Below are 26383 nucleotides of genomic sequence, written 5' to 3'. Positions count from 1 at the left end.
TGATAGGGATCGAGAAAATGAAGATAGCAACAATCAAAACGGGTCTGGGGTCGCTGGCGCTGCTGCCGGGCCTGGCCATGGCTGCCCCTGCTGTGGCAGACAAAGCCGATAACGCATTTATGATGATCTGCACCGCGCTGGTGCTGTTCATGACTATTCCGGGCATTGCGCTGTTTTACGGCGGCCTGATCCGCGGTAAAAACGTGCTCTCTATGCTAACGCAGGTTGCCGTGACGTTCGCGCTGGTGTGCGTGCTGTGGGTGGTTTACGGTTACTCGCTGGCCTTCGGCGAAGGTAACGCCTTCTTCGGCAGCTTCAACTGGGCGATGCTGAAGAATATTGAGCTGACCGCGCTGATGGGGTCCTTCTATCAGTATATCCACGTTGCGTTCCAGGGCTCGTTCGCCTGTATAACCGTGGGCCTGATTGTCGGCGCGCTGGCGGAGCGTATTCGTTTCTCTGCGGTGCTGATTTTCGTCGTGGTCTGGCTGACGCTCTCCTACGTGCCGATTGCGCACATGGTCTGGGGCGGCGGTCTGCTGGCGTCTCACGGTGCGATGGACTTTGCGGGCGGGACCGTTGTCCACATCAACGCCGCGGTTGCGGGTCTGGTGGGCGCGTACCTGATTGGCAAACGCGTGGGCTTTGGGAAAGAGGCGTTTAAGCCGCACAACCTGCCGATGGTCTTTACCGGTACGGCTATCCTCTACTTTGGCTGGTTCGGCTTCAACGCCGGGTCTGCAAGTTCGGCTAACGAAATCGCCGCGCTGGCCTTCGTGAACACCGTTGTCGCGACGGCAGGTGCGATCCTCTCCTGGGTGTTTGGCGAGTGGGCCGTGCGCGGTAAGCCGTCTCTGCTGGGTGCCTGTTCCGGCGCGATTGCTGGGCTGGTCGGTATTACCCCTGCGTGTGGTTACGTGGGCGTCGGCGGTGCGCTGCTGGTGGGTCTGGTGGCGGGTCTTGCCGGCCTGTGGGGCGTGACCGCACTGAAGCGTATTCTGCGCGTTGACGACCCATGCGACGTGTTTGGCGTCCACGGCGTTTGCGGCATCGTCGGTTGTATCATGACCGGTATCTTTGCCGCGAAATCTCTGGGCGGCGTGGGGTATGCAGAAGGCGTGACGATGGTTCATCAGGTGCTGGTACAGCTGGAAAGTATTGCCATCACCGTTGTGTGGTCTGCGGTTGTCGCCTTCATCGGCTACAAGCTGGCGGACATGACCGTCGGGCTGCGCGTACCGGAAGAGCAGGAACGCGAAGGTCTGGATGTGAACAGCCACGGCGAGAATGCCTATAACGCCTAATAGACAGCAAATCGGCAACCGAGAGGTTGCCGATTTTAGTGTGTATTCCCTCTCCCCGTGGGAGAGGGCCAGGGTGAGGGCACCAGGCCGCACAAGATCACCCTCGATTACGCATCACCCCTTCCTGCACTGTAGAAGCCACCAGCACGCCATCCTGCGTATAAAACTCCCCACGCACAAACCCGCGAGCGCTCGACGCTGACGTGCTCTCCACGCTGTAGAGCAGCCATTCATTCATATCAAACGGACGGTGGAACCACATGGAGTGGTCAATGGTTGCGACCTGCATCCCTTTCTCCAGGAACCCAACGCCGTGCGGCTGTAGCGCAACCGGCAGGAAGTTGAAATCAGACGCGTAGCCCAGCAGGTACTGATGTACGCGAAGATCTTCCGGCACGGTGCCGTTGGCTCGCATCCAGACCTGACGCTTGGGTTCAGCGGTGTGGCCTTTCATCGGGTTATGGAATTCGACAGGGCGGATTTCCAGCGGCTTATCGCAGAGAAACTTCTCTTTAACCTGCGGCGGCAATAAATGCGCGAGCGCGCGGGCAATGTCAGTCTCAGACTGAAGATCGTCCGGCGACGGGGCGGGTGGCATCTCTTTCTGATGCTCATAACCCGGCTCTGGCGCCTGGAACGAGGCGGTCATGTAAAAGATGGGTTTGCCGTTCTGAACGGCCGCCACGCGACGGGCGCTAAAGCTGTTGCCGTCACGTAATACCTCAACGTCGTACACAATCGGCTTTGCACTGTCGCCAGGGCGTAAGAAATAGCTGTGAAAGGAGTGCACCAGACGGTCTGTCGGGACGGTTTCCTTGGCCGCGTACAGCGCTTGCCCTACGACCTGGCCGCCGAAAACCTGGCGTAAGCCTAAATCTTCGCTCTGCCCGCGATAGAGTCCTTCCTCTATTTTTTCCAGATTCAGTAATGTCAGCAGATTGTTCAGTGCTTGACTCATAGTCGTCCTCAATAAACGCCGTGGCGAAAGATACGCAGAGTATAACGCAGAAATGAAAGTGGTCCGATGGGTAGAATAGTCTGAATATCGGCTCGAAATTAGGCATTAATCAGTGATTTGTGCCACACTTGTTTACGTTATGTGAATGAAACGACATCGGATGGGATCGATCCCGCTGGTGCATTGATGATAAGGAGACTTCAATGAAACTCGTGCCAATGCTAAGTGGTATAGCCATTGCGGTAGCGCTCTCTGCTTGCGCCGGTAAAAGCGCTCAGGTGCCCGTGCCCGCTGCAGATCCTAACGGGATAAATACACTTTCACAGCAGTCCATTCAGCAGCCAAATGTGTCCGGTACTATCTGGATCAAGCAGAAAGTTGCCTTACCGCCGGATGCGGTATTAACGGTAACCCTGTCTGACGCCTCGCTGGCGGACGCGCCGTCTAAGGTTCTGGCGCAGCGTGCGGTGCGTACAGAGGGTAAACAGGCACCGTTCAGCTTCGTGTTGCCGTATAACCCATCAGACGTGCAGCCAAACGCGCGTATCCTGCTGAGCGCGGCGGTAACGATCAACGATAAGCTGGTCTTTATCACCGATACCGTGCAGGAAGCCGTTAACAACGGTGGAACCAAAGTCGACCTGAACCTGGTGCCGGTAACGCAAACGGCACTCCCGGTTGCGCCACAAGCGAACCAGCCGGCTGTCCCTACGCCGCCTACCCAGCTGTAATTAAGGCTAAACCCTCTCCTGCGGGAGAGGGTGTCAATCAGTACACCCAGCGGTACTTCTGCAAATCTATCTGCCCCGACCCTGACACCTGTATCCCCTCGGAAAGCAACGCCTGACGCTGGCGCTGAAGATCCGGCCCGGTGAGCGAAATTGCGCCGTGACGATTCACCACGCGATGCCACGGTAAGGCGCTTCCCTCCGGAAGCCGCTTCAGTACGCCGCCGACCTGGCGCGCGGCACGGGGAGAACCGGCAAGACGGGCAACGTCGCCATAGGTTGTGATATAGCCTTCCGGGATGGAGGCCACGATTTGCCATACACGCTGTGGAAAGGTGTCGTGTTCGTCCATATCTATGCCTGTGGGATTGTCTGGACAGCCATGTTAAACCAGGTTCTTACTGATTACTGCGCCTGTTTGCGCAATAAACCAGCATCCGGACGCCTGCGGCTTGCAATTACAGGGCGGCATAGCGATAATGCGCCAGCGCGTTGGTTAACAACGCTCTCAATGGGGGCCCTGTTGGTTCTCCCGCAACGCTACTCTGTTCACCAGGTCAGGTCCGGAAGGAAGCAGCCAGGGCAGACGACGTGTGTGCCGGGATGTAGCTGGCAGGGCCCCCACCCATTTCGGCCTCCATGACCCCCTTACTCTACCGCCAGTTGAAATAGCCTTTATTATATAAAGGGTATTTAATAGCCTGCGTAATATATCTTTCATTCATTTGAAATATTACTGTCATAAACCTGTAATAATAGACTGTCATTTTATTATTGGGTGTCTTTTTTCCGTCATAAGCAAAAAATATAGATCTGGCTTAGGCGGATAACTTCGTGTATTAAATAAAGAACTTATTCCGAAGGGAAGTAACAATCATGGCTACTGCGGTACTAAACGTTAAAATTGATGAAGCGCTGAAAGAAAGACTTCGCCACTACGCGGAAGTGAATAACGAGAATTTAAGCGTGACGACAGAAAAACTGCTGCTGCTGGCATTTGAAGCAGTAGAAGAGGCGGGAGTATCGGAAGAGGATATTGATAATCAGCATACGGAAGAAGAGAGTGTAAATCCATTTACTCCTAAAGAAATCAAAGCGCTACGCAAACTTCTGAAGAAGAGAAAATGAAACAACAACCGTCAACTGCCTGTGACTACAAAGAGGCCTGCGATCTGTTACGCTCAGGCTACGTCAAGCATGTACGTCTCGGCTGGAATGTAGGAAGCGATGAATTCTTTCGTATTGCGTCTGACTGGTGTGACACCGGCGCAAAAATAAAGAAAGAGGGTGAAAGTTTTGTTATTTCGCTGAAAGGTTTCCCTATTCCTCCGCAGCACTAAATCCTGGCCGGTGAAAACTGCTGACTGCATGCATTACAGTCAGCAGTTTTTATTATTTACATTATACCAGGCTGCGCTTAATTGATGGCGTGCTTTTATTTAGCGCCAGCCAAAGCGGTTTAATTCTTAGCAGCGCTTCTTCAAGCCGATCCGGGTCGAGCGAGAAGGGCATGCGTAAGTAGCGATCAAACGCACCGGAAAGACCAAACCGCGTGCCCGTTCCCAGATTTATCCCCAGCGTTTCGGCGCGTGCGGCCAGCTGCGTCGCATGCATGCCGGGCAGCTCTATCCAGTAGGAAAGCCCGCCTTCGGCCTCCTGAAATCGCCATTCAGGGAAGTGCTTTTGCAGCAGCTCGCGACACCGGCTGCGGTGTGCCTTCAGCATTTTTCGGCGCGCGGGCAGGAAGGAATCGCTATTTTCAATCAGCCACTGTGTTGCCAGCTGTTCCAGTATTGGCGAGCCCAAATCAAGGGTGTCGCGGGTCTGGGTCAGCGTTGCGATGGTGCGCGAGTTGGCGCGGATCCATCCGAGGCGAAGTCCTCCCCAGAAGCTTTTTCCGGCTGAGCCGAGCGTAATCACGTTTGCTCCCGGGTTAAAGGAGGCCAGCGGTGGCGGCGGCGGCGCGTCAAACCACAAATCCACCATCGTTTCATCGACAACCAGCGCGGTGCGGGTCTTTGCAGCAATATCGGTTATGGCCTGACGGGTGGCGCGATCCATACAGCGCCCTGTTGGATTGTGGAAATCCGGCATCAGGTACGCCAGGCGGGGGGCCGTCTGGGCAAGCGTTGCCGCGAAGCCATCCGTATCCCAGCCCTTATCCGGCAGCGAAACGCCCACGGGCCGACATTGCGCCCCCTGGATAGCGGCGATCGCCAGCGGATAGGTAGGATAATCAACCACGACGCGATCGCCCGGGCCGGTCATCATCCGCAGCACCAGCGCAAAGCCGCTCACCGCACCGTTTACTACCATCACTTCATCTGCCTGGGTCGGCAGCCCTCGCGCGGTATAGCGGGCGGCAATAGCTTCGCGCAGTGCCAACAGCCCAAGCTGATCGTACCCCGTCAGGGTAAGGTGCTGCGGAATGGTCGCGAGCGCATGGGTGTAGGCCTGGTGGATTTCGGGTCCGGCATTGAGCGCGGCAGTCGAGAGATCCAGCGCCGCGCTGGCGGCTGACAGGGTGGGTATGGCGCGGGTATCCGGCAAAATCACGCGTGAGCCGCTGCCGTGTCGGCTCTCGAGGTATCCCTCCTCCCGCAGATGGGCCAGCGCGCTGCCGATGGTTGTCCTGCTCACGTCCAGCGCAGTGGCCAGCTCCCGTTCACCCGGCAGCCGCGTGCTAAGCGCCAGCCTGCCGTCAAGAATTAACAGACGTAATCCGTCAGCCAGCTGACGCCAGAGCGGGGTACGCGACGAGGGCTGCTGCCAGTGGCCTAACAGGCGGACCAGAGACTGGCTTCCGAAACGACGTGATGACATGTGCAGTCCACTATTTCAAAACTGGACATTAATCATAATGCCATTTTGGTTCAGGATGAAAGTCTGGTTATTCGGAGAAGATAAAAATGGTACGTCGTCTGGTACAGCTTTACGTCGGTCTGGGGCTTTACGGCCTGTCCACCGCAATGTTTATTCGCTCGGATCTCGGTGTCGATCCGTGGGACGTTTTTCACCTTGGGGTGGCACTGCAGCTGGGGATGAGTATCGGTACGGTGATTATTTTGACCGGGGCGGCGGTGCTGCTGCTGTGGATACCGCTTCGTCAAATGCCGGGGCTTGGCACTATCAGTAACGTAATCTGTATCGGCCTCGCGGCGGATGCTTCGATGGCGCTGATCCCCGAGCTGACTTCGCTACCGATACGCATCACCCTGCTGCTGTCCGGCATTGTGGTGAATGCAATTGCAACGGGTATGTATATTGGCGCGGGCTTTGGTGCCGGGCCGCGAGATGGCCTGATGACAGGGATCCATGCGCGTCTTGGCTGGTCGATTCGCAGCGTGCGCACCGGGATCGAGGTGAGCGTGTTAATTATCGGCTGTATTCTTGGCGGAACGTTTGGCGTAGGCACCGTGGTGTATGCCCTGACCATTGGCCCTATGATTCAGCTCTGCTTGCCGTGGTTCCGGCAGAAGCCGCGCGCTGATAACATTGCTCAGCCGGAGCAGATTGTTTAATTTTGCGAAGCGCTCACATGCTTTAAGGTTAACGCTATGCCACAATAGTGGATCCTCTCGACGCGAAGCCGGAATGCATGAAAGCGATCACCCTTTATGATGTCGCCCTCCTTGCGGGGGTTTCTTACCAGACCGTTTCCCGCGTGATTAACGATGCGGAGCATGTCTCCGCCCGCACGCGGGAAAAGGTGCAGCGGGCGATGGCCGAGCTGCACTACGTCCCCAACCGTGGCGCACAGCAGCTGGCGGGAAAACGTACGCGTACCCTGGGGCTGATCACCACCGATCTGGCGCTGCATGCGCCTTCGCAAATAGCCTCTGCCGTAAAATCCCGCGCGCTGGAGCAGGGGGCGAGCGTGCTCATTTCGATGGTGGAACATCCGCAGCAGTGCCAGGCCGCCATCCAGGAGCTGCTGGCGCAGCGCGTGGACGCACTGCTGGTCAACGTCCCGCTGGACGATCCGCTTGCCGAACAGCTCAAAACGCTGGCTGCGTCCGTACCGGTGCTGTTCCTGGATGTTTCTCCTTCTGCGCGGGTCAACAGCCTGGTGTTTAATGCCGGGCAGGGGGCCAGCCTGGGGGCTGAACATCTTCTTTCCCTGGGGCATCGGCGTATTGCTCTCCTGAGCGGGCCAGAAAGTTCCGTCTCTGCGCGCGCGCGGCTGGCGGGCTGGAAAGCCTCGCTGGCGCAGTCCGGGCTTGAGCCCGTAGCGGTGGCTTACGGGGAGTGGAGTGCGGCCTCCGGATATGAAAAAGCCCATCAGCTGTTATCGGGCGCGCAGTTGCCCGACGCGATTCTGGTGGCGAATGACCAAATGGCGCTTGGCGTAATGCGTGCCTGCGCCGAAAAAGGGATTGCGGTGCCGGGGCATATTTCTATTGTCGGGTTTGATGATACCGCCGACAGTGCCTGGTTTTCTCCTCCCCTCACGACCGTTCGTCAGGCCTTCCGCGAGGCGGGCGAGCGAAGCGTGGAATGGCTATTGGCGCCCACGCAGGAGAAAAACGGCTGGCAAATGCAGCTGCCCGTGACCTTAATCGCACGGCATTCCAGCGCGCCTCGTGCAGCCGATCGAGCCGATCGTGACGATCTTGCCCGGCAGTTGAAGGCTCTGACGCTTCTGGCGGAGAAAATCGCGCGGGAGTAATGCTTTTGTGATCTGACTCGCTACGTTGCGATCGGACACTTTACCGCCATACATTACCAGGGCATGTTGACTAAAATTGTGAGCGCTTCGCAACGAGGTAAACATGTCCGATACATCATCGCTGACTCTCAGCGCAATTCTGGCTCGCCGGGACTGGGAAAACCCTGGCGTAACGCAGTGGAACCGCCTGGCAGCGCATGCGCCGTTTCATAGCTGGCGAAATGAAATCTTAGCCAGAGAGGATGCCGGCTCGGTCAGCCGACGCTCTCTTAACGGGGCGTGGCGCTTTAGCTTCTATACCGCACCTGAGCACGTTCCGCAGGCATGGCTCGCGGAGGATAACGCTGACGCGGTTGCGATGCCTGTTCCGTCAAACTGGCAGATGCAGGGCTTCGATACCCCCATCTACACGAACGTGACCTATCCCATTGCCGTCAATCCGCCTTTCGTTCCGGCAGAAAATCCTACCGGTTGTTACTCGCTCACATTTGAGATGGACGAGGCCTGGCTGCAGAGCGGGCAAACCCGCATCGTGTTCGACGGCGTAAATTCGGCGTTTCACCTGTGGTGCAACGGCCAGTGGATTGGCTATTCGCAGGATAGCCGACTACCCGCCGAGTTCGATCTCTCTGCCGTTCTGCGCCCGGGCCACAACCGCCTGGCGGTAATGGTCTTGCGCTGGTGTGACGGGAGCTATCTGGAAGACCAGGATATGTGGCGCATGAGCGGCATTTTCCGCGACGTAACGCTTTTGCATAAGCCGGAAACGCAGATTGCCGATTATCACGTCGTAACCCGTCTGAATACTGAATTAGACCGCGCGACGCTGAACGTCGATGTGGCGCTGGCGGGCGCGAAATTTAGCGAGTGCGAAGTGGCCGTTACCCTCTGGCGTAACGGCGAAAAATGCGCCAGCGCCACCCAGCGTCCCGGCTCCGTCCCGGTGGATGAGCGGGGAAGCTGGGCAGAGCGCTTGACGGTATCGCTACCCGTTGCCGCTCCCGCACTGTGGAGCGCTGAAGCGCCGGAGCTGTATCGCCTGACGATCGCGCTGCTGGACGGGGAGGGGAATACGCTGGAGGTTGAAGCCTGCGACGTTGGCTTCCGTCGCGTTGAAATCAGCAACGGCCTGCTGAAGCTCAACGGTAAACCCCTGCTCATCCGCGGGGTGAACCGCCATGAGCATCACCCGGAAAACGGTCAGGTGATGGACGAAGCAACCATGCGTCGCGACATCGAACTGATGAAGCAGCACAACTTTAACGCCGTCCGCTGCTCTCACTACCCTAACCATCCCCTGTGGTACACCCTTTGCGATCGCTACGGGCTGTACGTTGTCGATGAAGCCAATATCGAAACGCACGGCATGGTTCCAATGAGCCGCCTTTCGGACGATCCCCGCTGGCTACCAGCCATGAGCGAGCGCGTTACCCGCATGGTGCTGCGCGACCGCAACCATCCGTCGATCGTTATCTGGTCGCTGGGGAATGAGTCCGGGCACGGCGCGAATCACGATGCGCTCTACCGATGGCTGAAAACCACCGATCCTACGCGTCCGGTGCAGTACGAAGGCGGCGGGGCAGATAGCGCCGCCACCGATATCGTCTGCCCGATGTACGCCCGCGTCGATTGGGATCAGCCGTTCCCGGCCGTGCCGAAATGGTCTATTAAGAAGTGGATCGGCATGCCGGATGAAACGCGTCCGCTAATCCTCTGCGAATACGCCCATGCGATGGGTAACAGCTTCGGCGGATTCGCTAAATACTGGCAGGCATTTCGCAGCCATCCGCGTCTGCAGGGTGGGTTTGTCTGGGACTGGGTCGATCAGGCGCTGACGAAGAAAGATGAGAAGGGTAATCCTTTCTGGGCCTACGGGGGGGATTTTGGTGATACGCCCAATGACCGACAGTTCTGCCTTAACGGGCTGGTGTTCCCCGACCGCACGCCGCATCCGGCACTATACGAAGCGCAGCGTGCCCAGCAGTTCTTCACCTTTACGCTGGTCAGCACCTCTCCGCTGGTGGTGGAGGTGCAGAGCGATTATCTGTTCCGCCAGACCGATAACGAGCTGCTGAAATGGTCAATAACCCGCGACGGGAAAGCGCTGGCATCGGGCGACCTGACGCTGTCTATTGCACCGCAGGGCGCACAGCGTCTGGAGATCCCGCTGCCCGAACTCGCGGCCGAGCCGGGCGAGGTCTGGCTGAATGTTGAGGTGCTTCAGCCGGAGGCGACGGCGTGGTCATCGGCGAATCATCGCTGCGCATGGGACCAGTGGCCGCTTCCCGCACCGCTGTACGTTGCCGCCCGCGAAGAGACGGGCGAGACGCCGGTTTTAGCGCATAAAGATGGCGTTCTGGAGATAACGCATCACCATCAGCGCTGGACGTTCGATTGTGCCTCAGGAAACCTGACGCAGTGGTGGCGCAATGGCGTTGAAACCTTGCTCTCACCGCTGGTGGATAGCTTTACCCGCGCCCCGCTGGATAATGATATTGGCGTGAGCGAGGTAACGCGAATCGACCCGAATGCATGGGTTGAACGCTGGAAGGCGGCGGGGATGTATGCTTTAACCTCGCGCATGCTGCTGTGTGAAGGGAACCAGCATGCGGACGGCGCGGTGGTAACGACGCAGCACGTCTGGGAGCATCGCGGCAAGGCGCTGTTCCTGAGCCGTAAGGTCTGGCGGGTTGACGCGCAGGGCGCGCTGCATGCCGACGTCGAGGTGCAGGTTGCCTCCGATATCCCCGAACCGGCGCGCATTGGCCTGAGCGTACATCTCGCCCAGGCGCCGGACACGGTGCGCTGGCTGGGGGCGGGGCCGCTGGAAAACTATCCGGACAGAAAGCTGGCCGCGCAGCAGGGGCGCTGGGAGTTACCGCTGGATGAGATGCATACGCCTTATATCTTCCCGACGGATAATGGCCTGCGCTGCGATACCCGGGAGCTTGAGTTTGGCCCGCATCAGCTGCAGGGACATTTCCATTTCTCCCTGAGCCGCTACGGCCAGCAGCAGCTGCGTGAGGTTACGCACCATCACAAGCTTCGTGAGGAGCCGGGATGCTGGCTCAATCTCGATGCGTTTCATATGGGCGTGGGCGGCGATGATTCGTGGAGTCCGAGCGTTTCGCCAGAGTTCATCCTGCAGAAGCGCCAGCTACGCTATCGCGTTACCTGGCGGCAACGGCCGGAGTAAACTGACTTAAGTAACGTGCTGCTCAAGGTTGTGTTCGGCCCAGAGCACGAATTCCACCTTCGGCAGCGCCTTACTGTAGTACCAGCCCTGACCATACTGCACGCCGTGACGATGCAGCCAGTCGAGCTGGCCCTGGGTTTCAATGCCCTCGGCAACCATCGCCAGCTTGAGTGATTTCGCCATTTCAATAATGTGCGGCGTGACGTTTTTGTACTCCAGCGCATCCACAAAAGATTTATCTATTTTCAGCGTGTCGACGTCCAGATCCTGCAGATAGCTCAGGCTGGAATAGCCGGTCCCGAAATCATCAATATATACAGGGTGCCCCGAGCGGCGGAATGCGGCTATGGCGGGGGCACTCACTTTGGGATCGGCAAAACCGCGCTCGGTAAGCTCAAGGGCAATTTGTCCAGGATGAACTTCCCATTTGTTCAGCAGGTTATGAAGCAAAGGTGGCAGCTTGCCGGAGGTCAGATCGTCCGACGCGAGATTAATGGAAATATGCTGATCCGGATGGTGATGCAGCCAGTGCCCCATATCTTCGAACACTTTTTCAACGATGAGCTGGGTTAACGGTGAAATAAGGCCAGTCTGCTCTGCCAGCGGCACAAAAATATCGGGTGACAAACTGCTTCCGTCTGGCTGCGGCCAGCGCGCCAGCGCCTCGGCCCCCACGATCTTACCGCTGCACAGCGCCACTATGGGCTGATAGTGCACCACAATATCGCGCCCGTTTATGGCGTCCTGCAGTCGGTTTTTGGGCGACTGGATGCGGCGCAATATGCGGATCAAAAACAGGGCGGCAAGCAGGCTGACCAGCATGCCAAAGGGAAGCCAGAAAAAGAGCTGCTTATGCCAGCTCTCTTCAAGCGGTTTCAGCGCGGCCCATGCCACCACGGTATATCCCAGGTCGGACACCGACTTTGCAATGTACATTGAACCTTTGTACTGCAGTTGCGTCAGGCTCTGGGTTTCCAGAAGTTGACGGATGTGGGGGTTAAGCGTATCGCTCCTGGCGAAAATAATATTATTGCCATGACCGATTAGCGCAGCATCGGTGCGCATAGAGCCAAAGGGAATGACATCGACCAGCGATTCAGGGTCAATCATCACCAGATAGTGTGCTTTACCCAAAACGGCCATGTAGTGATTAAAGCCCAGATCGTTTTGCGTGGTGATCCAGGCGCTGTAGCCGTCAGAGGTCACGCGCATGGGAGGCGGAAAAGGCCCGGCGTGGCTGACCTGCTCCAGCGAGGAGCAGACGGGTTTGAGGTTGTCGACGTAAATCACCTCCTGCACATAGCGATATGAGAACGTGAGCCGGCGCAGCTCTCGCAGGTGCATCTGACTGCAGGGCAGATAGGTGATTGTTTGCAGCTGCGTAAGGGCATCTTTTGCCTGTCCCACGACTTTGTCTGCCCGAAGCATCACGCGGGAGGCGTAGTTTTCCAGCGCATCAACGAACTGTTTTTCCGCCTGGCGATGCGCCAGCCAGATACTGAGGCAAATCGGTATCAGCACAGAAAAGATCAATATGCCTGTCACCAGGCTGACCAGATGTCGGGTTTTCATGCTGCTGTTTCCTTCTCATATGCCCGTTGCAGTAGCACTGAGTGTGATCGCCTGAGGAGAAAGATTTTACCGCGAAATGATATAGTTATAGCACGCGACGGTCATTGATTTCAGCCTGCTGTTGGTAAATCACAAAATCTTGTCGGAGTGGTGGCGTATTATCAGGGGTTGTTTTTGCAGCGAGGCTCGGATATTATTTTGTTATGTTATAACAAAACATGAGAAGACAGCGATGAAACCTGATATCCATCCAGCCTATCGCACCGTTGTGTTTCACGACACCAGTGCCAATGAATACTTTAAGGTCGGCTCAACCATCAAGACCGACCGCGAAATTGAACTCGACGGTGAAACCTTCCCGTATATCACCATCGAGGTTTCTTCAAAATCGCACCCGTTTTATACCGGTAAGCAAAAAACGTTCTCGACGGACGGCAGCGCAGCGCGCTTCCGCAAGCGTTTTGGCGGCTTTCTTAATGCGAAGCGAGGTTAATCATGCAGGTGCTTAACTCACTTCGCAGTGCCAAACAGCGTCATCCGGACTGCCAGATCGTCAAACGCAAAGGGCGTTTGTACGTGATCTGCAAATCTAACCCGCGCTTTAAGGCGGTTCAGGGACGTAAAAAAAGACGCTAAGCGCGTTGTTCTCGCCAGCTTTCCAGGGATCTTCTCTGCTTGCCATCGGGCGTGAAATTGCCGATGGCAAGCCAGTTTTCAAACGCGCTCGCCAGCGCCGGCCATTCGTTGTCCACGATCGAAAACCAGTCGGTGTCCCGGTTGTGGCCTTTGACGACCAGCGCCTGGCGAAAGCGCCCTTCAAACTGAAAGCCCAACCGCAGCGCCGCCCTGCGGGAAGGCTCGTTCAGGCTGTTGCATTTCCATTCGTAGCGTCGATAGCCCAGGGTATCGAACACGTACTTCATCAGCAGGTATTGAGCTTCCGTTGACATCGGCGTGCGGCTGAGGAGCGGGGAGAAATGCACGTGCCCCACCTCCACGACGCCATTTTTGGGATCGATGCGCATCAGCGCCAGCGTGCCCACCGGGGCCTGCGTCTGATTATCGATAACGGTGAAATGCATTGGATCCGATAGCGCGCACACGCTTTCAACCCACCCGGTAAATTCGGCTGTGGTCGCATCGGGCTCACGCAGCAGCCACGTCCAGCTTCGCGTGTCTGCAGCAAGGGAATAAGCGGAAAACAGCGCATCGGCGTGTTCCACCCGCAGCGGTTCCAGCCGGCAGTACTGACCCTGAAACGTTGCCCGGGAAGGGTGCGGTCGTGGCTGCCAGTCGACGAGCGCGTCGCCTACGGGCTGCCCAAACTGGTTAAACGTATTCATCTTCATCTCCTTGATAGTGAAAGAGCTTCAGGCTAGTGAATAACTGGTTCCTTAAAAAGAACCAACGCGCTATGTTTTGTTGGTACCACGAGGAGGGTGGATGAATATTCCGGGCGACGATTTTTATACTTTAGTGAGTGCTGCGCTGAAAAAACGCGGCGAAGAAACCCTGCAGCGTGCGCTCTATCTGGCGCTGCGGGAGGCTATCTTGTGCGGGAGATTGCAGCCCGGCAGCAGGCTGTCCGGCTCGCGTACCCTGGCTCAGCAGCTTTCCCTGTCCCGAAACACCGTCAACGCAGCGCTGGAGCAGCTTACGCTTGAAGGATATCTCCTGCGCAGCCGTCAGGGAACGCGGGTGGCGCAGCTGGCGCAGCGTAACGTTGCCCTGGATTTACCTGAGCCCGCCGTCACGCTTGCCAGACGCGTCGCGCAGCTTCCCGCTCCCGTTGCCAGAGATACACCCGTTCCGGCCTTTACGCCGGGCACGCCCGCCATCAATTATTTTCCTCTCCCGCTGTGGCGCCGCCTGTACGATCGCGTGCTGCGCGAGGAGGGCAGTGCACTTTTAGGCTACGGCGATCCGGCTGGAGAACCGTCGTTACGATCGGCTATCGCCCGCCATCTTGCGATATCACGCGGTATTGATTGCGACGCGAGTCAGATAGTGATTACCGAAGGCGCACTCGAAGGGGTTAACCTGTGCACGATGCTGCTGAGTGAACCGGGCGATGTTGCATGGGTAGAAGATCCCGGCTATGCCGGGGCAAAAAGCGCATTTGCAAAAGCAGGCCTGACGATGGCAGGTATGCCGGTTGATGAAGAAGGGATCTGCTGGGAAGGGCAACAGGCACCGCCCCCTTCGTTTATTTTCACCTCGCCTTCGCATCAGTTTCCGTGCGGAAGCGTGCTCAGCGCGCGGCGGCGTCTGGCACTGCTGGAGCTGGCCCAGCGGCACAACGCCTGGATTATTGAAGATGATTACGACAGCGAGTTTCGTTACACCGGTGAACCCGTCCCGGCGATGCTGGGAATGGTGAACAACGCGCCCGTGGTCTATCTCGGCACCTTCAGCAAAACGCTCTTTCCGTCACTCAGAATCGGTTTTATGGTGCTTCCTCCCGCCCTGGCGAAAGCGGCTCTCCCTGCCATCGGCGCGTTATTGCGCGGCGGTCACCGTGCAGAACAGCGAACCCTCGCGCTGTTTATTGAAGAAGGGCACTACGCTCGCCATCTTGCCGCCATGCGTCGACTCTATCGTAAACGCTATCTGCAGCTACGCGAGGCGCTGGACGCGGAGCTGGCCACGGCGCACCGCATTCTGGCGGGTGAAGGGGGAATGCATCTTACGGTGTCGATTGAGGGCATCGACGATCGGCGGCTTGTCCAGCAGGCGAGGGCGTTTCAGCTTGCTCCCGCCGCGTTGAGCGGGTACTACCTTGATGCCCGGCAGGGGCAAACGGGTCTGGTATTGGGTTACGGCAATACTTCCGCGTCACAATTCGCGCCGGGTATCCGGCGCATACAGAGGTTAATTACGCAGCAGCAGGGCGGGAAAGGGTAAAGACATCATAGAAGGAGAGATCGCCTTTAGTTGAAACCATTTTCTGCAGTTTCTCTTTGAGGCCTGTCTCTACTGCCGGGGAATGCATAATGCTGTCGATTAATTCCGATGGCACATAGCGGGTGTTATACCACTCGCCGTTATAGCAGACCCGGAAATCAAGGACGTCGATATCTTCATAGCGATAGCGCGGGTTGACGTCGAAAAAGAAGAACGCGTTAAATACCACAAACAGCACAACGAGCAGCCACACGGAGTCCACCAGGGTTTCGGATGTTAGCATCACCACAAGCGTTGCCAGCCAGGCCGCGTACATGGCGACAAACAGCCCCGGATGTTTGCGGATAAAGCTAATGCTAAAGCGCGGGCGATTGTCGCGCTTTTCGCGAATGTTAAGATCGTCGATGGTGGCGGTAAGCAGGCGCTGTATCTCGGTCATTTTTTACCTTCATGAATGTTGAAAATACAGGGGATCTGCCTATTTTAGGGGAGCCACCAGGCTGAAAAAAGTAACAGTTATGCCCTGAAAGACCATAACAGTTCAGCTACAGCATTTTAATGATTTTCGCCGGATTACCACCGACCACCGCGTTGGCAGGGACATCTTTTGTTACTACCGCTCCGGACGCCACGACCACATTGTCACCCAGGGTTACGCCAGGGTTAATGACGGCCCGCCCGCCAATCCAGACGTTATTGCCAATGGTCACGGGTTTGCCAAATTCAACGCCGCTGTTCCGCTCGCCTGCATCCAGCGGATGGGTCGCGGTATATATATGTACCCCGGGCGCGAGCATGCAGTTGTCGCCGATATGAATGGGGCAGACATCCAGCATCACGCAATCGAAGTTGGCGTAGAAGTCTTTGCCGAGGTAAATGTTATAGCCGTAATCGCAGCGGAAGCTGGGCTCAATATACGCCCCTTCACTTTGCCCCAGCAGGTCGGCCAGGATCGTCTGGCGCTCGGTTTTTTCATCGGGGGCGGTATGGTTATAGCGGTGAACCAGATGTCTCGCACGCATTCGGTCGGCCCTTAGCGTCTCATCACCCGGGCGATAATGTTCGCCTGCAATCATCTTCTGTTTTTCAGTACTCATGGGAACCTCTCTGGATACACTTACCACAGCGTAAAGGGGATTAACCAGAAAGGGAACGTTCCCGAAAAGCTGATGTGACTACAGTCACAACATTGTTGCTGATGAGCACTTTTTACACGGGGACCTGGCGTACGCACAGGGATCGTAATTCGAAAGGTGAATTCAGCTTAGAAAGTGGTGCAGAACCTCTAAAGAGACGCTTCGAACATTAACGGACAAATTTCCACACGGAAGAGGGTATTTTGTCATAAAGTTTATTCATTGTGAGCTCAGCAAGCCGATGATCAGCCGCTGAATAAAATACAGCCAGTTCATTATCGGAAAGCTCGTATTTATTCTTCTCAATGACACGTTCAAGCGTGTCAATTGACTGACAGCGTCGCAAGCGCATTAAATAATCGATTTTTGTGAGTGGTTTTTCAGACATAAATTCACCTTAGTAATTGTAATAATTTTAACAGGAAAGGCTAACCGGGTTAGCTCTGCTCACGTTGACAAAACAGCGAAATAGACGATTTCCCGATTTACGCCATTTCTGCAAATCCTGTGCGTTAATGCCGTAACTGCTGAACAACATAAAGGTGTCATCCAGGTATTCGTCAATTTGCTCAATCAGCTTATTATCTTCATTATACTTAATTTTATAATTAAGTGCGAAGGTTGCGATATGCTCAATCAGCTCATTTAACTGTAGATTGATGGCAGAGGTTGGGTCATTCACCCAGCCATGATTGCTTTCATCAAGATTAGCAAGGCAGTCATGGTACAAGGATTCGCAGAGAAATTTCAACTGCGCGATATCATGCCTTTTTGGCGAGTACTCGTCCATAGCGCATCCCCTTTTGTCACCGAACATCAATGTCGGGATGGATACAACTTACTTAGCCACACGGGTGCTGTGTTCCTGATAAACCTAACTATAAGCCACTCTGATCAAGATTTCACCGCGCTATTACGAAAAATTACAATTAAAACGTCAGTTTGCGAGCCTTTACGCAAATGGCGATCCTGAATCAGACAATTTTATCTTCACCCATCCTTGTTTTTTTACGTCATCCTTACGTTTCATTGAGTTAGCATTAACCTTCAGATGAAGTCCAGATTCGGATTTCTCTTTCAATAGAACGGCTTATTAGGAATATTCCTAATATGTTACCGGAAGAAATGAAATTAAAAAAAGGATGAGTTCGTTGATTAGCTTATCCATTAATTATGGTATGTCTAAATACAATGGCCGTAAATAAAGAGAACAACAATAAGCGTAATTTATGATTTTCTCATTAAAATGAAAAAGGCCGCAAAAGCGGCCTTTTTATAGGATGAAACCGGTATCAGTGATGTTCTACCGAGTGATTATGCTCAATATCTTCACTCTTGCGGCTAAAGCGGCGGCGAACCACCACGAAGAACACCGGTACAAAGAAGATGGCGAGCACGGTCGCGGTGACCATACCACCCATTACCCCTGTACCTACCGCGTTCTGGGCGCCGGAACCCGCACCAGAGCTGATAACCAGCGGCATAACACCGAGGATAAACGCCAGAGACGTCATCAGGATTGGACGCAGACGCATACGCACGGCGTCCAGCGTCGCTTCAATCAGGCCTTTACCTTCTTTCTCCATCAGATCTTTGGCGAATTCCACGATAAGTATCGCGTTCTTCGCCGACAGGCCAATGGTGGTCAGCAGGCCCACCTGGAAGTAAACGTCGTTGGTCAGTCCACGGAACGTTGCGGCAAGGAGCGCACCGATAACCCCCAGCGGCACCACCAGCATAACGGAGAACGGAATCGACCAGCTCTCGTACAGCGCCGCCAGACACAGGAACACCACAATCAGTGAAATGGCGTACAGGGCAGGGGCCTGGTTACCGGACAGACGTTCCTGGTAGGACATGCCCGTCCAGTCATAGCCGATCCCCGCCGGCAGTTTACCGGCCAGCTCTTCCATCAGGTTCATGGCTTCACCGGTACTGCGGCCCGGTGCGGCCTGGCCCAGAATTTCCATGGAAGGCAGACCGTTATAGCGTTCCAGACGCGGTGAACCGTATTCCCAGCGCGAGGTTGAGAAGGCGGAGAACGGTACCATCTGGCCGTTGCTGCCGCGAACGTACCAGGAATTGATATCGTTCGGCAACATGCGGTATTCCGCTTCGGACATCACGTACACTTTCTTCACGCGACCGCGATCGATGAAGTCGTTTACGTAGCTCCCGCCCCAGGCTGCGCCCAGCGTGGTGTTGATGTCGCTAATGGAAACGCCCAGCGCCTGTGCTTTTTCCTGGTCGATATCGATCTTGTACTGCGGGGTATCTTCCAGGCCGTTAGGACGCACGCCGACCAGCAGGTCAGGGTGTTTCGCCACTTCACCAAACAGCTGGTTACGCGCCTGCGTCAGTTTTTCATGACCCAGACCGCCCTGGTCGATCAGCTGGAAGTCAAAGCCCGTTGCCGTACCCAGCTCAACAATCGCTGGAAGGTTAAAGGCGAAGACCATCGCGTCTTTAATCTGCGAGAAGGTGCCCATCGCACGGCCAGTAATCGCTTCAACTTTGTTCTCTTCGCCCGGACGATCCGCCCAGTCTTTCAGAGAAACGAAGGCGATACCGGTGTTCTGACCACGACCCGCAAAGCCAAAGCCGTTAACCGCAAACACGGACTCAACGTTGGCTTTCTCTTTGGTGAGGTAGTAGTCAGTCACTTCATCCAGCACTTTCTGGGTACGTTCTTGCGATGCACCCGCAGGCAGCTGCGCCATGGTCAGGAACACGCCCTGGTCTTCATCCGGCAGGAACGAGCTTGGCAGACGAACGAACAGGTAAGCCATGCCCACCACGATGATGATGTAGAGCAGCAGGTAACGACCGGTACTGCGCAGGATATTGCCCACGCTGTCGGTGTAATGGTGCGTGCTCTTATCAAACATGCGGTTAAACCAGCCGAAGAACCCTTTATGCTCGCCGTGACCACCTTTCTGAATCGGCTTCAGCATGGTTGCACACAGGGCAGGCGTCAGGATCAGCGCCACCAGCACCGACAGGGCCATTGCCGAAACGATGGTGATGGAGAACTGGCGGTAAATCGCACCGGTAGACCCGCCGAAGAAGGCCATCGGGATAAATACCGCAGACAGGACCATCGCGATACCGACCAGCGCGCCCTGGATCTGACCCATTGATTTACGGGTCGCTTCCTTCGGCGGGAGCCCTTCTTCCGCCATGACGCGCTCGACGTTCTCGACCACCACGATGGCGTCATCCACCAGCAGGCCGATGGCGAGCACCATCCCGAACATCGTCAGGGTGTTTATCGAGTAGCCAAATATCGACAGGATCGCGAAGGTCCCGAGCAGTACGACCGGCACGGCGATGGTTGGTATCAGCGTCGCGCGGAAGTTCTGCAGGAACAGGTACATCACCAGGAAGACGAGAATGATCGCCTCAACCAGCGTTTTGACCACTTCGTGAATCGAGATTTTAACGAACGGCGTGGTGTCATACGGGTAAACGATTTTCAGACCTGACGGGAAGAACGGTTCCATCTTCTTCAGCTCTGCGCGGATCGCCGTGGCGGTGTCCAGGGCGTTAGCGCCTGTCGCCAGTTTGATACCCAGACCGGAAGCCGGTTTACCGTTAAACTTCGCGATGATGTCATAGTTCTCACCGCCCAGCTCAACCTTAGCCACGTCGCGCAGGCGAACCTGCGAACCGTCCTGATTCACCTTCAGCAGAATTTTGCTGAACTCATCGGCGGACGTCAGACGCGTCTGCGCGATGATCGAGGCGTTAAGCTGCTGGCCTTTGACCGGCGGCGTACCGCCTAACTGACCGGCTGCAACCTGGGCGTTCTGCGCTTTAATGGCGCTGATCACGTCAACCGGCGTCAGCTGGAAGTTGTTCAGCTTGTTTGGGTCCATCCAGATACGCATTGCGTACTGGGAACCGAACAGCTGAACGTCACCCACACCGGAGGTACGGCTGATGGCGTCCTTCATGTTGGCGCCCACGTAGTCGGAAATATCCTCCTGGGTCATGGTGCCGTTGGTGTTGATAACGCCGACAACCATCAGGAAGCTGCTTGACGATTTCTCGACGCTCACGCCCTGCTGTTGTACTTCCTGCGGCAGCAGCGGCATGGCCAGCTGCAGTTTGTTCTGCACCTGAACCTGCGCGATGTCAGCATCCGTACCAGACTGGAAGGTCAGGGTGATCTGAACCGTACCGGTTGAGTCACTGTTTGAGGACATGTACATCAGGTTATCGATACCGTTCATGTTCTGTTCGATAACCTGCGTAACGGTATCCTGCACCGTTTTTGCATCAGCCCCCGGGTAGGTTGCGGAAATCGTCACCGCCGGTGGCGCAATCGTTGGATATTGCGCGACGGGCAGCTTCAGGATCGCAAGTCCCCCAGCTAGCATGATAATTATGGCGATCACCCACGCAAATATGGGGCGATCGATAAAGAAATTAGGCATGTCTTAACGGCTCCTGTTTAAGTTAAGACTTGGTTTGTTCTGACTGGCCAGCGGCCGAAGCTTGTTGTTTCTCGTCAGATTTCACTTCCTGTGCTTTGACCTGCGCGCCAGGACGAACTTTTTGCAAACCAGTAATAATCACGCGATCGCCATCTTTCAGACCTTCCGTCACCAGCCACTTATCGCCAATCGCCTGCGTTGCGGTGATATTGCGCGTTTCGACTTTGTCATCTGCGCCCACAACCAGCGCGCTCGCATCGCCGCGTGGCGTACGGGTCACACCCTGCTGAGGTACCAGAATTGCGGTTGGGTTAGTCCCTTCTTCCAGACGCGCGCGAACGAACATCCCCGGCAGCAGCGTTTTATCCGGGTTCGGGAAAATCGCACGTAAGGTGATAGACCCCGTGGTCTGATCGACGGTCACATCAGAAAATTCCAGTGTGCCTGCCTGCGGGAACTTGATACCGTCGTTAGTCACAAGCTCAACTTTGGCTTTGCCGTTTTCCTGCTTCAGCGTGCCGTTTGCCAGCTCTTGCTGAAGGCGCAGGAAATCGTTGCTGGACTGCGTCACGTCAACGTAGATCGGATCAAGCTGCTGCACGGTGGCCAGCGCGTTCGTTTGGCCGTTCTGTACCAGCGCCCCTTCCGTCACGGAAGATTTACCAATACGACCGCTGATAGGAGAGGTCACTTTGGTATAGGCCAGGTTGATACGCGCGGTTTCAACAGCCGCTTTGGCGGCCACAACGGCGGCGTTAGCCTGCTGTGCATCTGCCAGGGCAGTATCGTAATCCTGTTGACTGATGTATTTCGTGCCGAGCAGTTTTTTGTAGCGATTCACGGTCAGCTGGGCGATTTTTGCTGCAGCGTCGGCTTTCGCCAGGTCGCCTTTAGCGCTTTCATAAGACGCCTGATAGGTTGCTGGATCAATCTGATACAGAGACTCACCGGCTTTCACATCACCGCCTTCGGTGAAGTTACGTTTCAGGATAATGCCGTTTACCTGAGGACGAACTTCCGCAATGCGGTATGCGCTGGTGCGGCCTGGCAGTTCTGTTGTCATCTGCAGAGGTTCGGATTTGAGCGTCACCACGCCAACTTCTGGCACCTGCTGAGCTCCCTGTTGAGCCTGTTTGTCGTCACATCCTGTAAGCGCTAAGCTGCCTGAGAGCATCAGAACGACCGCCAGAGGCGTTAACCCTCTGTTTTTGTTCATATGTAAACCTCGAGTGTCCGATTTCAAATTGATCAATGGTCCTGAGTCCAAAAACCCATTGCTGCGTTTATATTATCGTCATGCTATGGTACATACATTCATAAATGTATGTAAATCTGACTCCTGTAAATTCACTGACGTATGGCACGAAAAACCAAACAACAAGCGCTTGAAACCCGACAACACATTCTGGATGTGGCAATGCGTTTGTTTTCTCAGCAGGGTGTGTCCTCAACCTCACTGGCGCAGATTGCTCAGGCCGCGGGCGTCACGCGGGGAGCGATTTACTGGCATTTTAAAGACAAGTCAGATCTGTTCGGTGAAATCTGGCAACTTTCAGAGTCCAGCATTAGCGATCTTGAGACTGAGTATCGGGCAAAATTCCCTGACGATCCACTCTCAGTATTAAGAGAAATATTAGTATATATCCTTGAAGCAACGGTAGTTGAAGAACGTCGCCGGTTAATGATGGAAATAATTTTTCATAAATGCGAGTTCGTTGGCGAAATGGCCGTCGTCCAGCAGGCGCAGCGCAGCCTGTGTCTGGAGAGCTACGACCGCATTGAGCAGACGCTTCATCAGTGCATGCAGGCAAACATGCTGCCCGCCAATTTACTTACCCGCCGGGCGGCTATTCTGCTGCGAAGCTATATTTCGGGGCTGATGGAAAACTGGCTTTTCGCGCCGGAATCCTTTGACCTTAAACAGGAAGCGCGCAGCTACGTCGCGATTCTGCTGGAGATGTGCCAGTTCTGTCCGACGCTGCGCAGCGATGCCCCGACGCTCAGTGCTTAATTAGCTCAGATAAGAATCTTCGCGCTATCCCGCTTTCAACGGGCGTGATATTCTGCGTGCCGGACTATTTTCGGTCATCTTCTGACATCATTCACGACTATGCTGCACACCAATCGCTCGCAACATCCTGTTCTTGCATTTCTTTTCGCGACGCTGTTTTTCTTTGTCACCGCGCCGCTTACGTGGGCTCGCGCCGATAACAGCAATGATATCCCCACGCGTACCGACGTTCAGTCCCAGCTCGACACGCTGAACAAACAAAAAGACCTCACGCCGCAGGATAAACTCATCCAGCAGGATCTGACCCAAACGCTGGAGTCGATTGATAAAATCGAGCGCGTCAAAGCAGAAACCGCGGCGCTGCGTCAGAAAGTCGCACAGGCGCCGGAAAACATGCGCAAGGCGACAGAGGCGCTGTCTGCCCTGAGCGACGTCGATAATGACGATGAAACCCGCAAAACGCTCGCGACGCTTTCGCTGCGTCAGCTGGAGTCACGCGTGGCACAGCTGCTCGACGATCTGCAAACCGCGCAGTCCGATCTCGCCACCTACAATAGCCAGCTGGTTTCGCTGCAAACCCAGCCGGAGCGCGTGCAGAACGCGATGTATGCTGCGTCTCAACAGCTTCAGCAGGTCCGCAACCGCCTGAACGGCACGACGGTTGGCGAAGGCGCATTACGTCCGACGCAGCAGACCCTGCTGCTGGTTCAGCAATCCTTACTCAATGCGCAAATTGAACAGCAGCGTAAAAGCCTGGAAGGGAATACGGTGCTGCAGGATACGCTGCAAAAACAGCGCGACTACGTCACCGCAAACATTAACCGCCTGGAGCATCAGCTTCAGCTGCTTCAGGAAGCGGTCAACAGCAAGCGCCTGACGCTGACGGAAAAAACGGCGCAGGAAGCCGTCTCGCCGGATGAAACCGCCCGCATTCAGGCCAACCCGCTGGTGAAGCAGGAGCTGGACGTTAACCATCAGCTGAGCCAGCGCCTGATTCAGGCCACGGAAAGCGGTAACTCGCTGGTGCAGCAGAACATCCAGGTCAAAAACTGGCTGGATCGCGCCCTGCAGGCTGAACGTAACATTAAAGAGCAGATTGCGGTGCTGAAAGGCAGCCTCCTGCTCTCGCGCATTCTCTACCAGCAGCAGCAGACGCTGCCGTCCGCCGACGAGCTGGAGGACATGACCAACCGCATCGCCGATCTACGTCTGGAACAGTTCGACGTCAACCAGCAGCGCGATGCGCTTTTCCAGAGCGATAGCTTTGTCGCTAAGGTGGAAGAGGGCCACTCCGCCGAGGTTAATCCGGAAGTACACGACGCGCTGCTGCAGGTGGTGGATATGCGCCGCGAGCTGCTCGACCAGCTCAACAAGCAGCTGGGTAATCAGCTGATGATGGCCATCAACCTGCAGATTAACCAGCAGCAGCTGGTGAGCGTCTCGAAAAGCCTGCAGGAGATTCTGACCCAGCAGATTTTTTGGGTGAACAGCAACAAGCCGATGGACTGGGACTGGATCAAATCCTTCCCGGAAGCGCTGAAAGCGCAAATCAAGAGCATGAAAATCACCGTCAACTGGGAGAAAGCCTGGCCCGCGGTGATGATTGCCTTCCTGGCGGGATTGCCGCTGCTGCTGATTGCTGGCTTAATCCGCTGGCGCCTGGGCTGGCTCAAGAAATACCAGGCGAAGCTGGCCTCCGAAGTGGGGCAGCTGCGAAACGACAGCCAGCTGCACACGCCGAAGGCAATCCTGATTGACCTGATCCGCGCCCTGCCGGTCTGCCTGCTCATTCTGGCTGCCGGGCTGATCCTGCTGACGATGCAGCTTAATATCAGCGATCTGCTGTGGGCGTTCAGCAAAAAACTGGCGCTGTTCTGGCTGGTATTTGGCCTGTGCTGGAAAGTGCTGGAAAAAGACGGCGTGGCGGTGCGTCACTTCAACATGCCGGAGCAGCTCACCAGCCATTGGCGTCGCCAGATTGTGCGCATCAGCCTGGCGCTGCTGCCGCTGCACTTCTGGTCGGTTGTGGCCGAGCTTTCCCCGCTGCACCTGATGGATGACGTGCTGGGGCAGCTGGTGATTATGCTGAACCTGCTGCTGATTGCCGTCCTGATGTGGCCGATGTGCCGCGACAGCTGGCGCGATAAGGAGTCCCACAATCTTCGCCTGGTTACCGTAACCGTGCTTGCGATCATACCGCTGGCGCTGATGGTGCTGACCGCAACGGGTTACTTCTATACCACCCTGCGCCTGTCGGGCCGCTGGATCGAAACGGTCTATCTGGTAATCGTCTGGAACCTGCTGTTCCAGACCGTGCTGCGCGGCTTGAGCGTGGCGGCGCGCCGTATCGCCTACCGCCGTGCTATTGCGCGTCGTCAGCATCAGGTGAAGGAGGGGGCAGAAGGCGCAGAGCCGCAGGAAGAGCCGACCATCGCTCTGGAGCAGGTCAACCAGCAAACGATGCGTATTACTATGCTGGTGATGGTGGCGCTGTTCGGGGTGATGTTCTGGGCCATCTGGTCTGATTTGATCACCGTATTTGCCTATCTCGATAGCGTCACGCTCTGGCAGTACAGCGGCACCGAGGCGGGCGCCACGGTGATGAAAAGCGTGACCATGGGCAGCCTGCTCTTTGCGCTGGTCTCGCTGGTGGTCGCGTGGGCGCTGATCCGCAACCTCCCGGGCCTGCTGGAAGTGCTGGTGCTGTCCCGCCTGAACCTTCGACAGGGCGCGTCGTACGCCATCACCACCATTCTGAACTATGTGATCATTATCGTCGGCGCGATGACGGTCTTTGGCTCGCTGGGCGTCTCGTGGGATAAGCTGCAGTGGCTGGCCGCCGCCCTCTCGGTCGGTCTTGGTTTCGGCCTGCAGGAGATCTTCGGTAACTTTGTTTCCGGCCTGATCATCCTGTTCGAGCGTCCGGTGCGCATTGGCGATACCGTCACCATCGGCACCTTCTCAGGAACCGTCAGCAAGATCCGCATCCGTGCGACCACCATCACCGACTTCGATCGCAAAGAGGTGATCATCCCGAACAAAGCGTTCGTGACCGAGCGCCTGATCAACTGGTCGCTCTCGGATACCACCACCCGCGTGGTGATCCGCCTCGGCGTAGCCTATGGCTCCGATCTGGACAAAGTGAAAGAGGTGCTGCTGAAGGCGGCGTCTGACCATCCGAAAGTGATGCACGACCCGGCGCCAGCGGTGTTCTTCACCACCTTCGGGCCGAGCACGCTCGATCACGAGCTGCGTCTGTACGTGCGCGAGCTGCGCGATCGCAGCTACACCGTCGACGAACTTAACCGCGCGATCGATCGCCTGTGCCGTGAAAACGACATTAATATCGCCTTCAACCAGCTTGAGGTTCACCTGCGTAACGAAAAAGGTGAAGAGCATACGGAAGTGAAGCGCGAGATTAAGGGTGACGATCCGACTCCTCACCCTAACTCTCTCACCTGAAGGG

22 protein-coding genes, 1 other RNA gene and 1 pseudogene are annotated in these 26383 nt (G+C 56.0%); 13 read left to right on the top strand and 11 right to left on the bottom strand.

All coding sequences use genetic code 11. The features are described 5' to 3' along the window. Window positions 1–17: 17 nt before the first annotated feature. Entirely contained in the window at window positions 18–1304 is a 1287-nt protein-coding gene (gene amtB, locus E0L20_RS06630; protein ID WP_131633256.1) for an ammonium transporter AmtB, read from the top strand. A gap of 97 nt (window positions 1305–1401) precedes the next feature. Here amtB and tesB read toward each other — a convergent pair whose 3' ends face one another. Beyond that, window positions 1402–2262: an acyl-CoA thioesterase II gene (gene tesB, locus E0L20_RS06625; protein ID WP_131633255.1), complete on the bottom strand. Its 861-nt coding sequence runs from the start codon at window positions 2260–2262 to the stop codon at window positions 1402–1404. 203 nt (window positions 2263–2465) lie between these two features. Here tesB and E0L20_RS06620 point away from each other — a divergent pair, with 203 nt between their 5' ends. Then, window positions 2466–2993 carry a YbaY family lipoprotein gene (locus E0L20_RS06620; RefSeq protein ID WP_131633254.1) on the top strand — a complete coding sequence of 176 codons (528 nt, stop codon included), beginning with the start codon at window positions 2466–2468 and terminating at the stop codon, window positions 2991–2993. Window positions 2994–3030: 37 nt separating this feature from the next. Here E0L20_RS06620 and E0L20_RS06615 read toward each other — a convergent pair. Further along, window positions 3031–3345 (bottom strand): annotated as a pseudogene (locus E0L20_RS06615) (MGMT family protein); the annotation flags it as partial. 166 nt (window positions 3346–3511) lie between these two features. Between E0L20_RS06615 and ffs the strand changes: the two are divergent. The 3 genes from ffs (at window position 3512) to E0L20_RS06600 (ending at window position 4330) form a co-directional block, all read left to right on the top strand. After that, window positions 3512–3608: signal recognition particle sRNA small type (ffs, locus tag E0L20_RS06610), an RNA gene on the top strand. A 258-nt stretch (window positions 3609–3866) separates the two neighbouring features. Beyond that, entirely contained in the window at window positions 3867–4118 is a 252-nt protein-coding gene (locus E0L20_RS06605) for a hypothetical protein (protein WP_131633252.1), read from the top strand. Continuing rightward, complete coding sequence (locus E0L20_RS06600; RefSeq protein WP_131633251.1) at window positions 4115–4330, top strand: hypothetical protein; 216 nt, start codon at window positions 4115–4117, stop codon at window positions 4328–4330. The genes E0L20_RS06605 and E0L20_RS06600 overlap by 4 nt, the downstream gene beginning before the upstream one ends. Window positions 4331–4391: 61 nt before the next feature. On the opposite strand, the gene yczR is transcribed toward E0L20_RS06600, so the two are convergent. Beyond that, complete coding sequence (gene yczR, locus E0L20_RS06595) at window positions 4392–5813, bottom strand: MocR-like transcription factor YczR (protein ID WP_131633250.1); 1422 nt, start codon at window positions 5811–5813, stop codon at window positions 4392–4394. An 86-nt stretch (window positions 5814–5899) separates the two neighbouring features. Between yczR and yczE the strand changes: the two genes are divergently transcribed. The 3 genes from yczE (at window position 5900) to E0L20_RS06580 (ending at window position 10855) form a co-directional block, all read left to right on the top strand. Next, window positions 5900–6511 carry a membrane protein YczE gene (gene yczE, locus E0L20_RS06590; RefSeq protein WP_131633249.1) on the top strand — a complete coding sequence of 204 codons (612 nt, stop codon included), beginning with the start codon at window positions 5900–5902 and terminating at the stop codon, window positions 6509–6511. A gap of 77 nt (window positions 6512–6588) precedes the next feature. Continuing rightward, the gene (locus E0L20_RS06585; protein WP_131633248.1) at window positions 6589–7659 is read left to right on the top strand and encodes a LacI family DNA-binding transcriptional regulator; all 1071 of its coding nucleotides are present in this window, start codon (window positions 6589–6591) and stop codon (window positions 7657–7659) included. A gap of 103 nt (window positions 7660–7762) precedes the next feature. After that, the gene (locus E0L20_RS06580) at window positions 7763–10855 is read left to right on the top strand and encodes a beta-galactosidase (RefSeq protein WP_131633247.1); all 3093 of its coding nucleotides are present in this window, start codon (window positions 7763–7765) and stop codon (window positions 10853–10855) included. Between the two features lie 6 nt (window positions 10856–10861). Here the strand turns inward: E0L20_RS06580 and E0L20_RS06575 are convergent, their stop codons facing one another. Beyond that, window positions 10862–12427, bottom strand: a complete 1566-nt coding sequence (locus E0L20_RS06575; protein WP_131633246.1) for an EAL domain-containing protein — start codon at window positions 12425–12427, stop codon at window positions 10862–10864. Window positions 12428–12659: 232 nt separating this feature from the next. Here E0L20_RS06575 and E0L20_RS06570 point away from each other — a divergent pair, with 232 nt between their 5' ends. Beyond that, window positions 12660–12920 (top strand): type B 50S ribosomal protein L31, encoded by a 261-nt coding sequence (locus E0L20_RS06570; RefSeq protein ID WP_131633245.1) that lies wholly within the window; start codon window positions 12660–12662, stop codon window positions 12918–12920. 2 nt (window positions 12921–12922) lie between these two features. Continuing rightward, window positions 12923–13063: a type B 50S ribosomal protein L36 gene (gene ykgO, locus E0L20_RS06565; protein WP_003859006.1), complete on the top strand. Its 141-nt coding sequence runs from the start codon at window positions 12923–12925 to the stop codon at window positions 13061–13063. Here ykgO and E0L20_RS06560 read toward each other — a convergent pair. Continuing rightward, window positions 13060–13770 carry a GNAT family N-acetyltransferase gene (locus E0L20_RS06560; RefSeq protein ID WP_131633244.1) on the bottom strand — a complete coding sequence of 237 codons (711 nt, stop codon included), beginning with the start codon at window positions 13768–13770 and terminating at the stop codon, window positions 13060–13062. The two genes, ykgO and E0L20_RS06560, sit on opposite strands and share 4 nt — an antisense overlap. 100 nt (window positions 13771–13870) lie before the next feature. Here E0L20_RS06560 and pdxR point away from each other — a divergent pair, with 100 nt between their 5' ends. After that, window positions 13871–15331 carry a MocR-like pyridoxine biosynthesis transcription factor PdxR gene (gene pdxR / locus E0L20_RS06555; RefSeq protein WP_131633243.1) on the top strand — a complete coding sequence of 487 codons (1461 nt, stop codon included), beginning with the start codon at window positions 13871–13873 and terminating at the stop codon, window positions 15329–15331. Here pdxR and E0L20_RS06550 read toward each other — a convergent pair. The 6 genes from E0L20_RS06550 to acrA all read right to left on the bottom strand — a co-directional run bounded on the left by E0L20_RS06550 (window position 15303) and on the right by acrA (window position 22122). Further along, complete coding sequence (locus tag E0L20_RS06550) at window positions 15303–15770, bottom strand: YlaC family protein (protein ID WP_131633242.1); 468 nt, start codon at window positions 15768–15770, stop codon at window positions 15303–15305. The two genes, pdxR and E0L20_RS06550, sit on opposite strands and share 29 nt — an antisense overlap. 106 nt (window positions 15771–15876) lie before the next feature. Further along, window positions 15877–16428, bottom strand: coding sequence for a maltose O-acetyltransferase (maa, locus tag E0L20_RS06545; protein WP_131633241.1), 552 nt, complete (start codon window positions 16426–16428; stop codon window positions 15877–15879). A 208-nt stretch (window positions 16429–16636) separates the two neighbouring features. Further along, complete coding sequence (locus E0L20_RS06540) at window positions 16637–16855, bottom strand: HHA domain-containing protein (RefSeq protein ID WP_131633240.1); 219 nt, start codon at window positions 16853–16855, stop codon at window positions 16637–16639. Window positions 16856–16882: 27 nt separating this feature from the next. Continuing rightward, window positions 16883–17257, bottom strand: a complete 375-nt coding sequence (gene tomB / locus E0L20_RS06535) for an Hha toxicity modulator TomB (RefSeq protein ID WP_008499288.1) — start codon at window positions 17255–17257, stop codon at window positions 16883–16885. A gap of 502 nt (window positions 17258–17759) precedes the next feature. Then, on the bottom strand, window positions 17760–20906 hold the full coding sequence (acrB, locus tag E0L20_RS06530) for a multidrug efflux RND transporter permease subunit AcrB (RefSeq protein WP_131633239.1): 3147 nt from the start codon (window positions 20904–20906) through the stop codon (window positions 17760–17762). A gap of 22 nt (window positions 20907–20928) precedes the next feature. Beyond that, window positions 20929–22122: a multidrug efflux RND transporter periplasmic adaptor subunit AcrA gene (acrA, locus tag E0L20_RS06525; protein WP_131633238.1), complete on the bottom strand. Its 1194-nt coding sequence runs from the start codon at window positions 22120–22122 to the stop codon at window positions 20929–20931. Window positions 22123–22263: 141 nt separating this feature from the next. Between acrA and acrR the strand changes: the two genes are divergently transcribed. Beyond that, on the top strand, window positions 22264–22917 hold the full coding sequence (acrR, locus tag E0L20_RS06520; protein ID WP_131633237.1) for a multidrug efflux transporter transcriptional repressor AcrR: 654 nt from the start codon (window positions 22264–22266) through the stop codon (window positions 22915–22917). 99 nt (window positions 22918–23016) lie between these two features. After that, window positions 23017–26379, top strand: coding sequence for a mechanosensitive channel MscK (gene mscK, locus E0L20_RS06515; protein WP_131633236.1), 3363 nt, complete (start codon window positions 23017–23019; stop codon window positions 26377–26379). Window positions 26380–26383: the final 4 nt, after the last annotated feature.

The sequence above is a fragment of the Enterobacter wuhouensis genome (assembly GCF_004331265.1).
In the GTDB taxonomy this organism is placed as follows: domain Bacteria; phylum Pseudomonadota; class Gammaproteobacteria; order Enterobacterales; family Enterobacteriaceae; genus Enterobacter; species Enterobacter wuhouensis.
Note: the sequence above shows the minus strand (reverse complement) of the source record. Positions and strands in the feature narration are given on the sequence as shown.

Coding starts and splice junctions, on each gene's coding strand:
- amtB (WP_131633256.1), top strand. CDS start 18: ATGAAGATAGCAACAATCAAAACGGGTCTGGGGTCGCTGGCGCTGCTG.
- E0L20_RS06575 (WP_131633246.1), bottom strand. CDS start 12,427: ATGAAAACCCGACATCTGGTCAGCCTGGTGACAGGCATATTGATCTTT.
- tesB (WP_131633255.1), bottom strand. CDS start 2,262: ATGAGTCAAGCACTGAACAATCTGCTGACATTACTGAATCTGGAAAAA.
- E0L20_RS06605 (WP_131633252.1), top strand. CDS start 3,867: ATGGCTACTGCGGTACTAAACGTTAAAATTGATGAAGCGCTGAAAGAA.
- E0L20_RS06580 (WP_131633247.1), top strand. CDS start 7,763: ATGTCCGATACATCATCGCTGACTCTCAGCGCAATTCTGGCTCGCCGG.
- tomB (WP_008499288.1), bottom strand. CDS start 17,257: ATGGACGAGTACTCGCCAAAAAGGCATGATATCGCGCAGTTGAAATTT.
- ykgO (WP_003859006.1), top strand. CDS start 12,923: ATGCAGGTGCTTAACTCACTTCGCAGTGCCAAACAGCGTCATCCGGAC.
- E0L20_RS06620 (WP_131633254.1), top strand. CDS start 2,466: ATGAAACTCGTGCCAATGCTAAGTGGTATAGCCATTGCGGTAGCGCTC.
- E0L20_RS06540 (WP_131633240.1), bottom strand. CDS start 16,855: ATGTCTGAAAAACCACTCACAAAAATCGATTATTTAATGCGCTTGCGA.
- E0L20_RS06560 (WP_131633244.1), bottom strand. CDS start 13,770: ATGAATACGTTTAACCAGTTTGGGCAGCCCGTAGGCGACGCGCTCGTC.
- acrR (WP_131633237.1), top strand. CDS start 22,264: ATGGCACGAAAAACCAAACAACAAGCGCTTGAAACCCGACAACACATT.
- E0L20_RS06600 (WP_131633251.1), top strand. CDS start 4,115: ATGAAACAACAACCGTCAACTGCCTGTGACTACAAAGAGGCCTGCGAT.
- yczE (WP_131633249.1), top strand. CDS start 5,900: ATGGTACGTCGTCTGGTACAGCTTTACGTCGGTCTGGGGCTTTACGGC.
- yczR (WP_131633250.1), bottom strand. CDS start 5,813: ATGTCATCACGTCGTTTCGGAAGCCAGTCTCTGGTCCGCCTGTTAGGC.
- pdxR (WP_131633243.1), top strand. CDS start 13,871: ATGAATATTCCGGGCGACGATTTTTATACTTTAGTGAGTGCTGCGCTG.
- E0L20_RS06550 (WP_131633242.1), bottom strand. CDS start 15,770: ATGACCGAGATACAGCGCCTGCTTACCGCCACCATCGACGATCTTAAC.
- maa (WP_131633241.1), bottom strand. CDS start 16,428: ATGAGTACTGAAAAACAGAAGATGATTGCAGGCGAACATTATCGCCCG.
- E0L20_RS06585 (WP_131633248.1), top strand. CDS start 6,589: ATGAAAGCGATCACCCTTTATGATGTCGCCCTCCTTGCGGGGGTTTCT.
- mscK (WP_131633236.1), top strand. CDS start 23,017: ATGCTGCACACCAATCGCTCGCAACATCCTGTTCTTGCATTTCTTTTC.
- E0L20_RS06570 (WP_131633245.1), top strand. CDS start 12,660: ATGAAACCTGATATCCATCCAGCCTATCGCACCGTTGTGTTTCACGAC.
- acrB (WP_131633239.1), bottom strand. CDS start 20,906: ATGCCTAATTTCTTTATCGATCGCCCCATATTTGCGTGGGTGATCGCC.
- acrA (WP_131633238.1), bottom strand. CDS start 22,122: ATGAACAAAAACAGAGGGTTAACGCCTCTGGCGGTCGTTCTGATGCTC.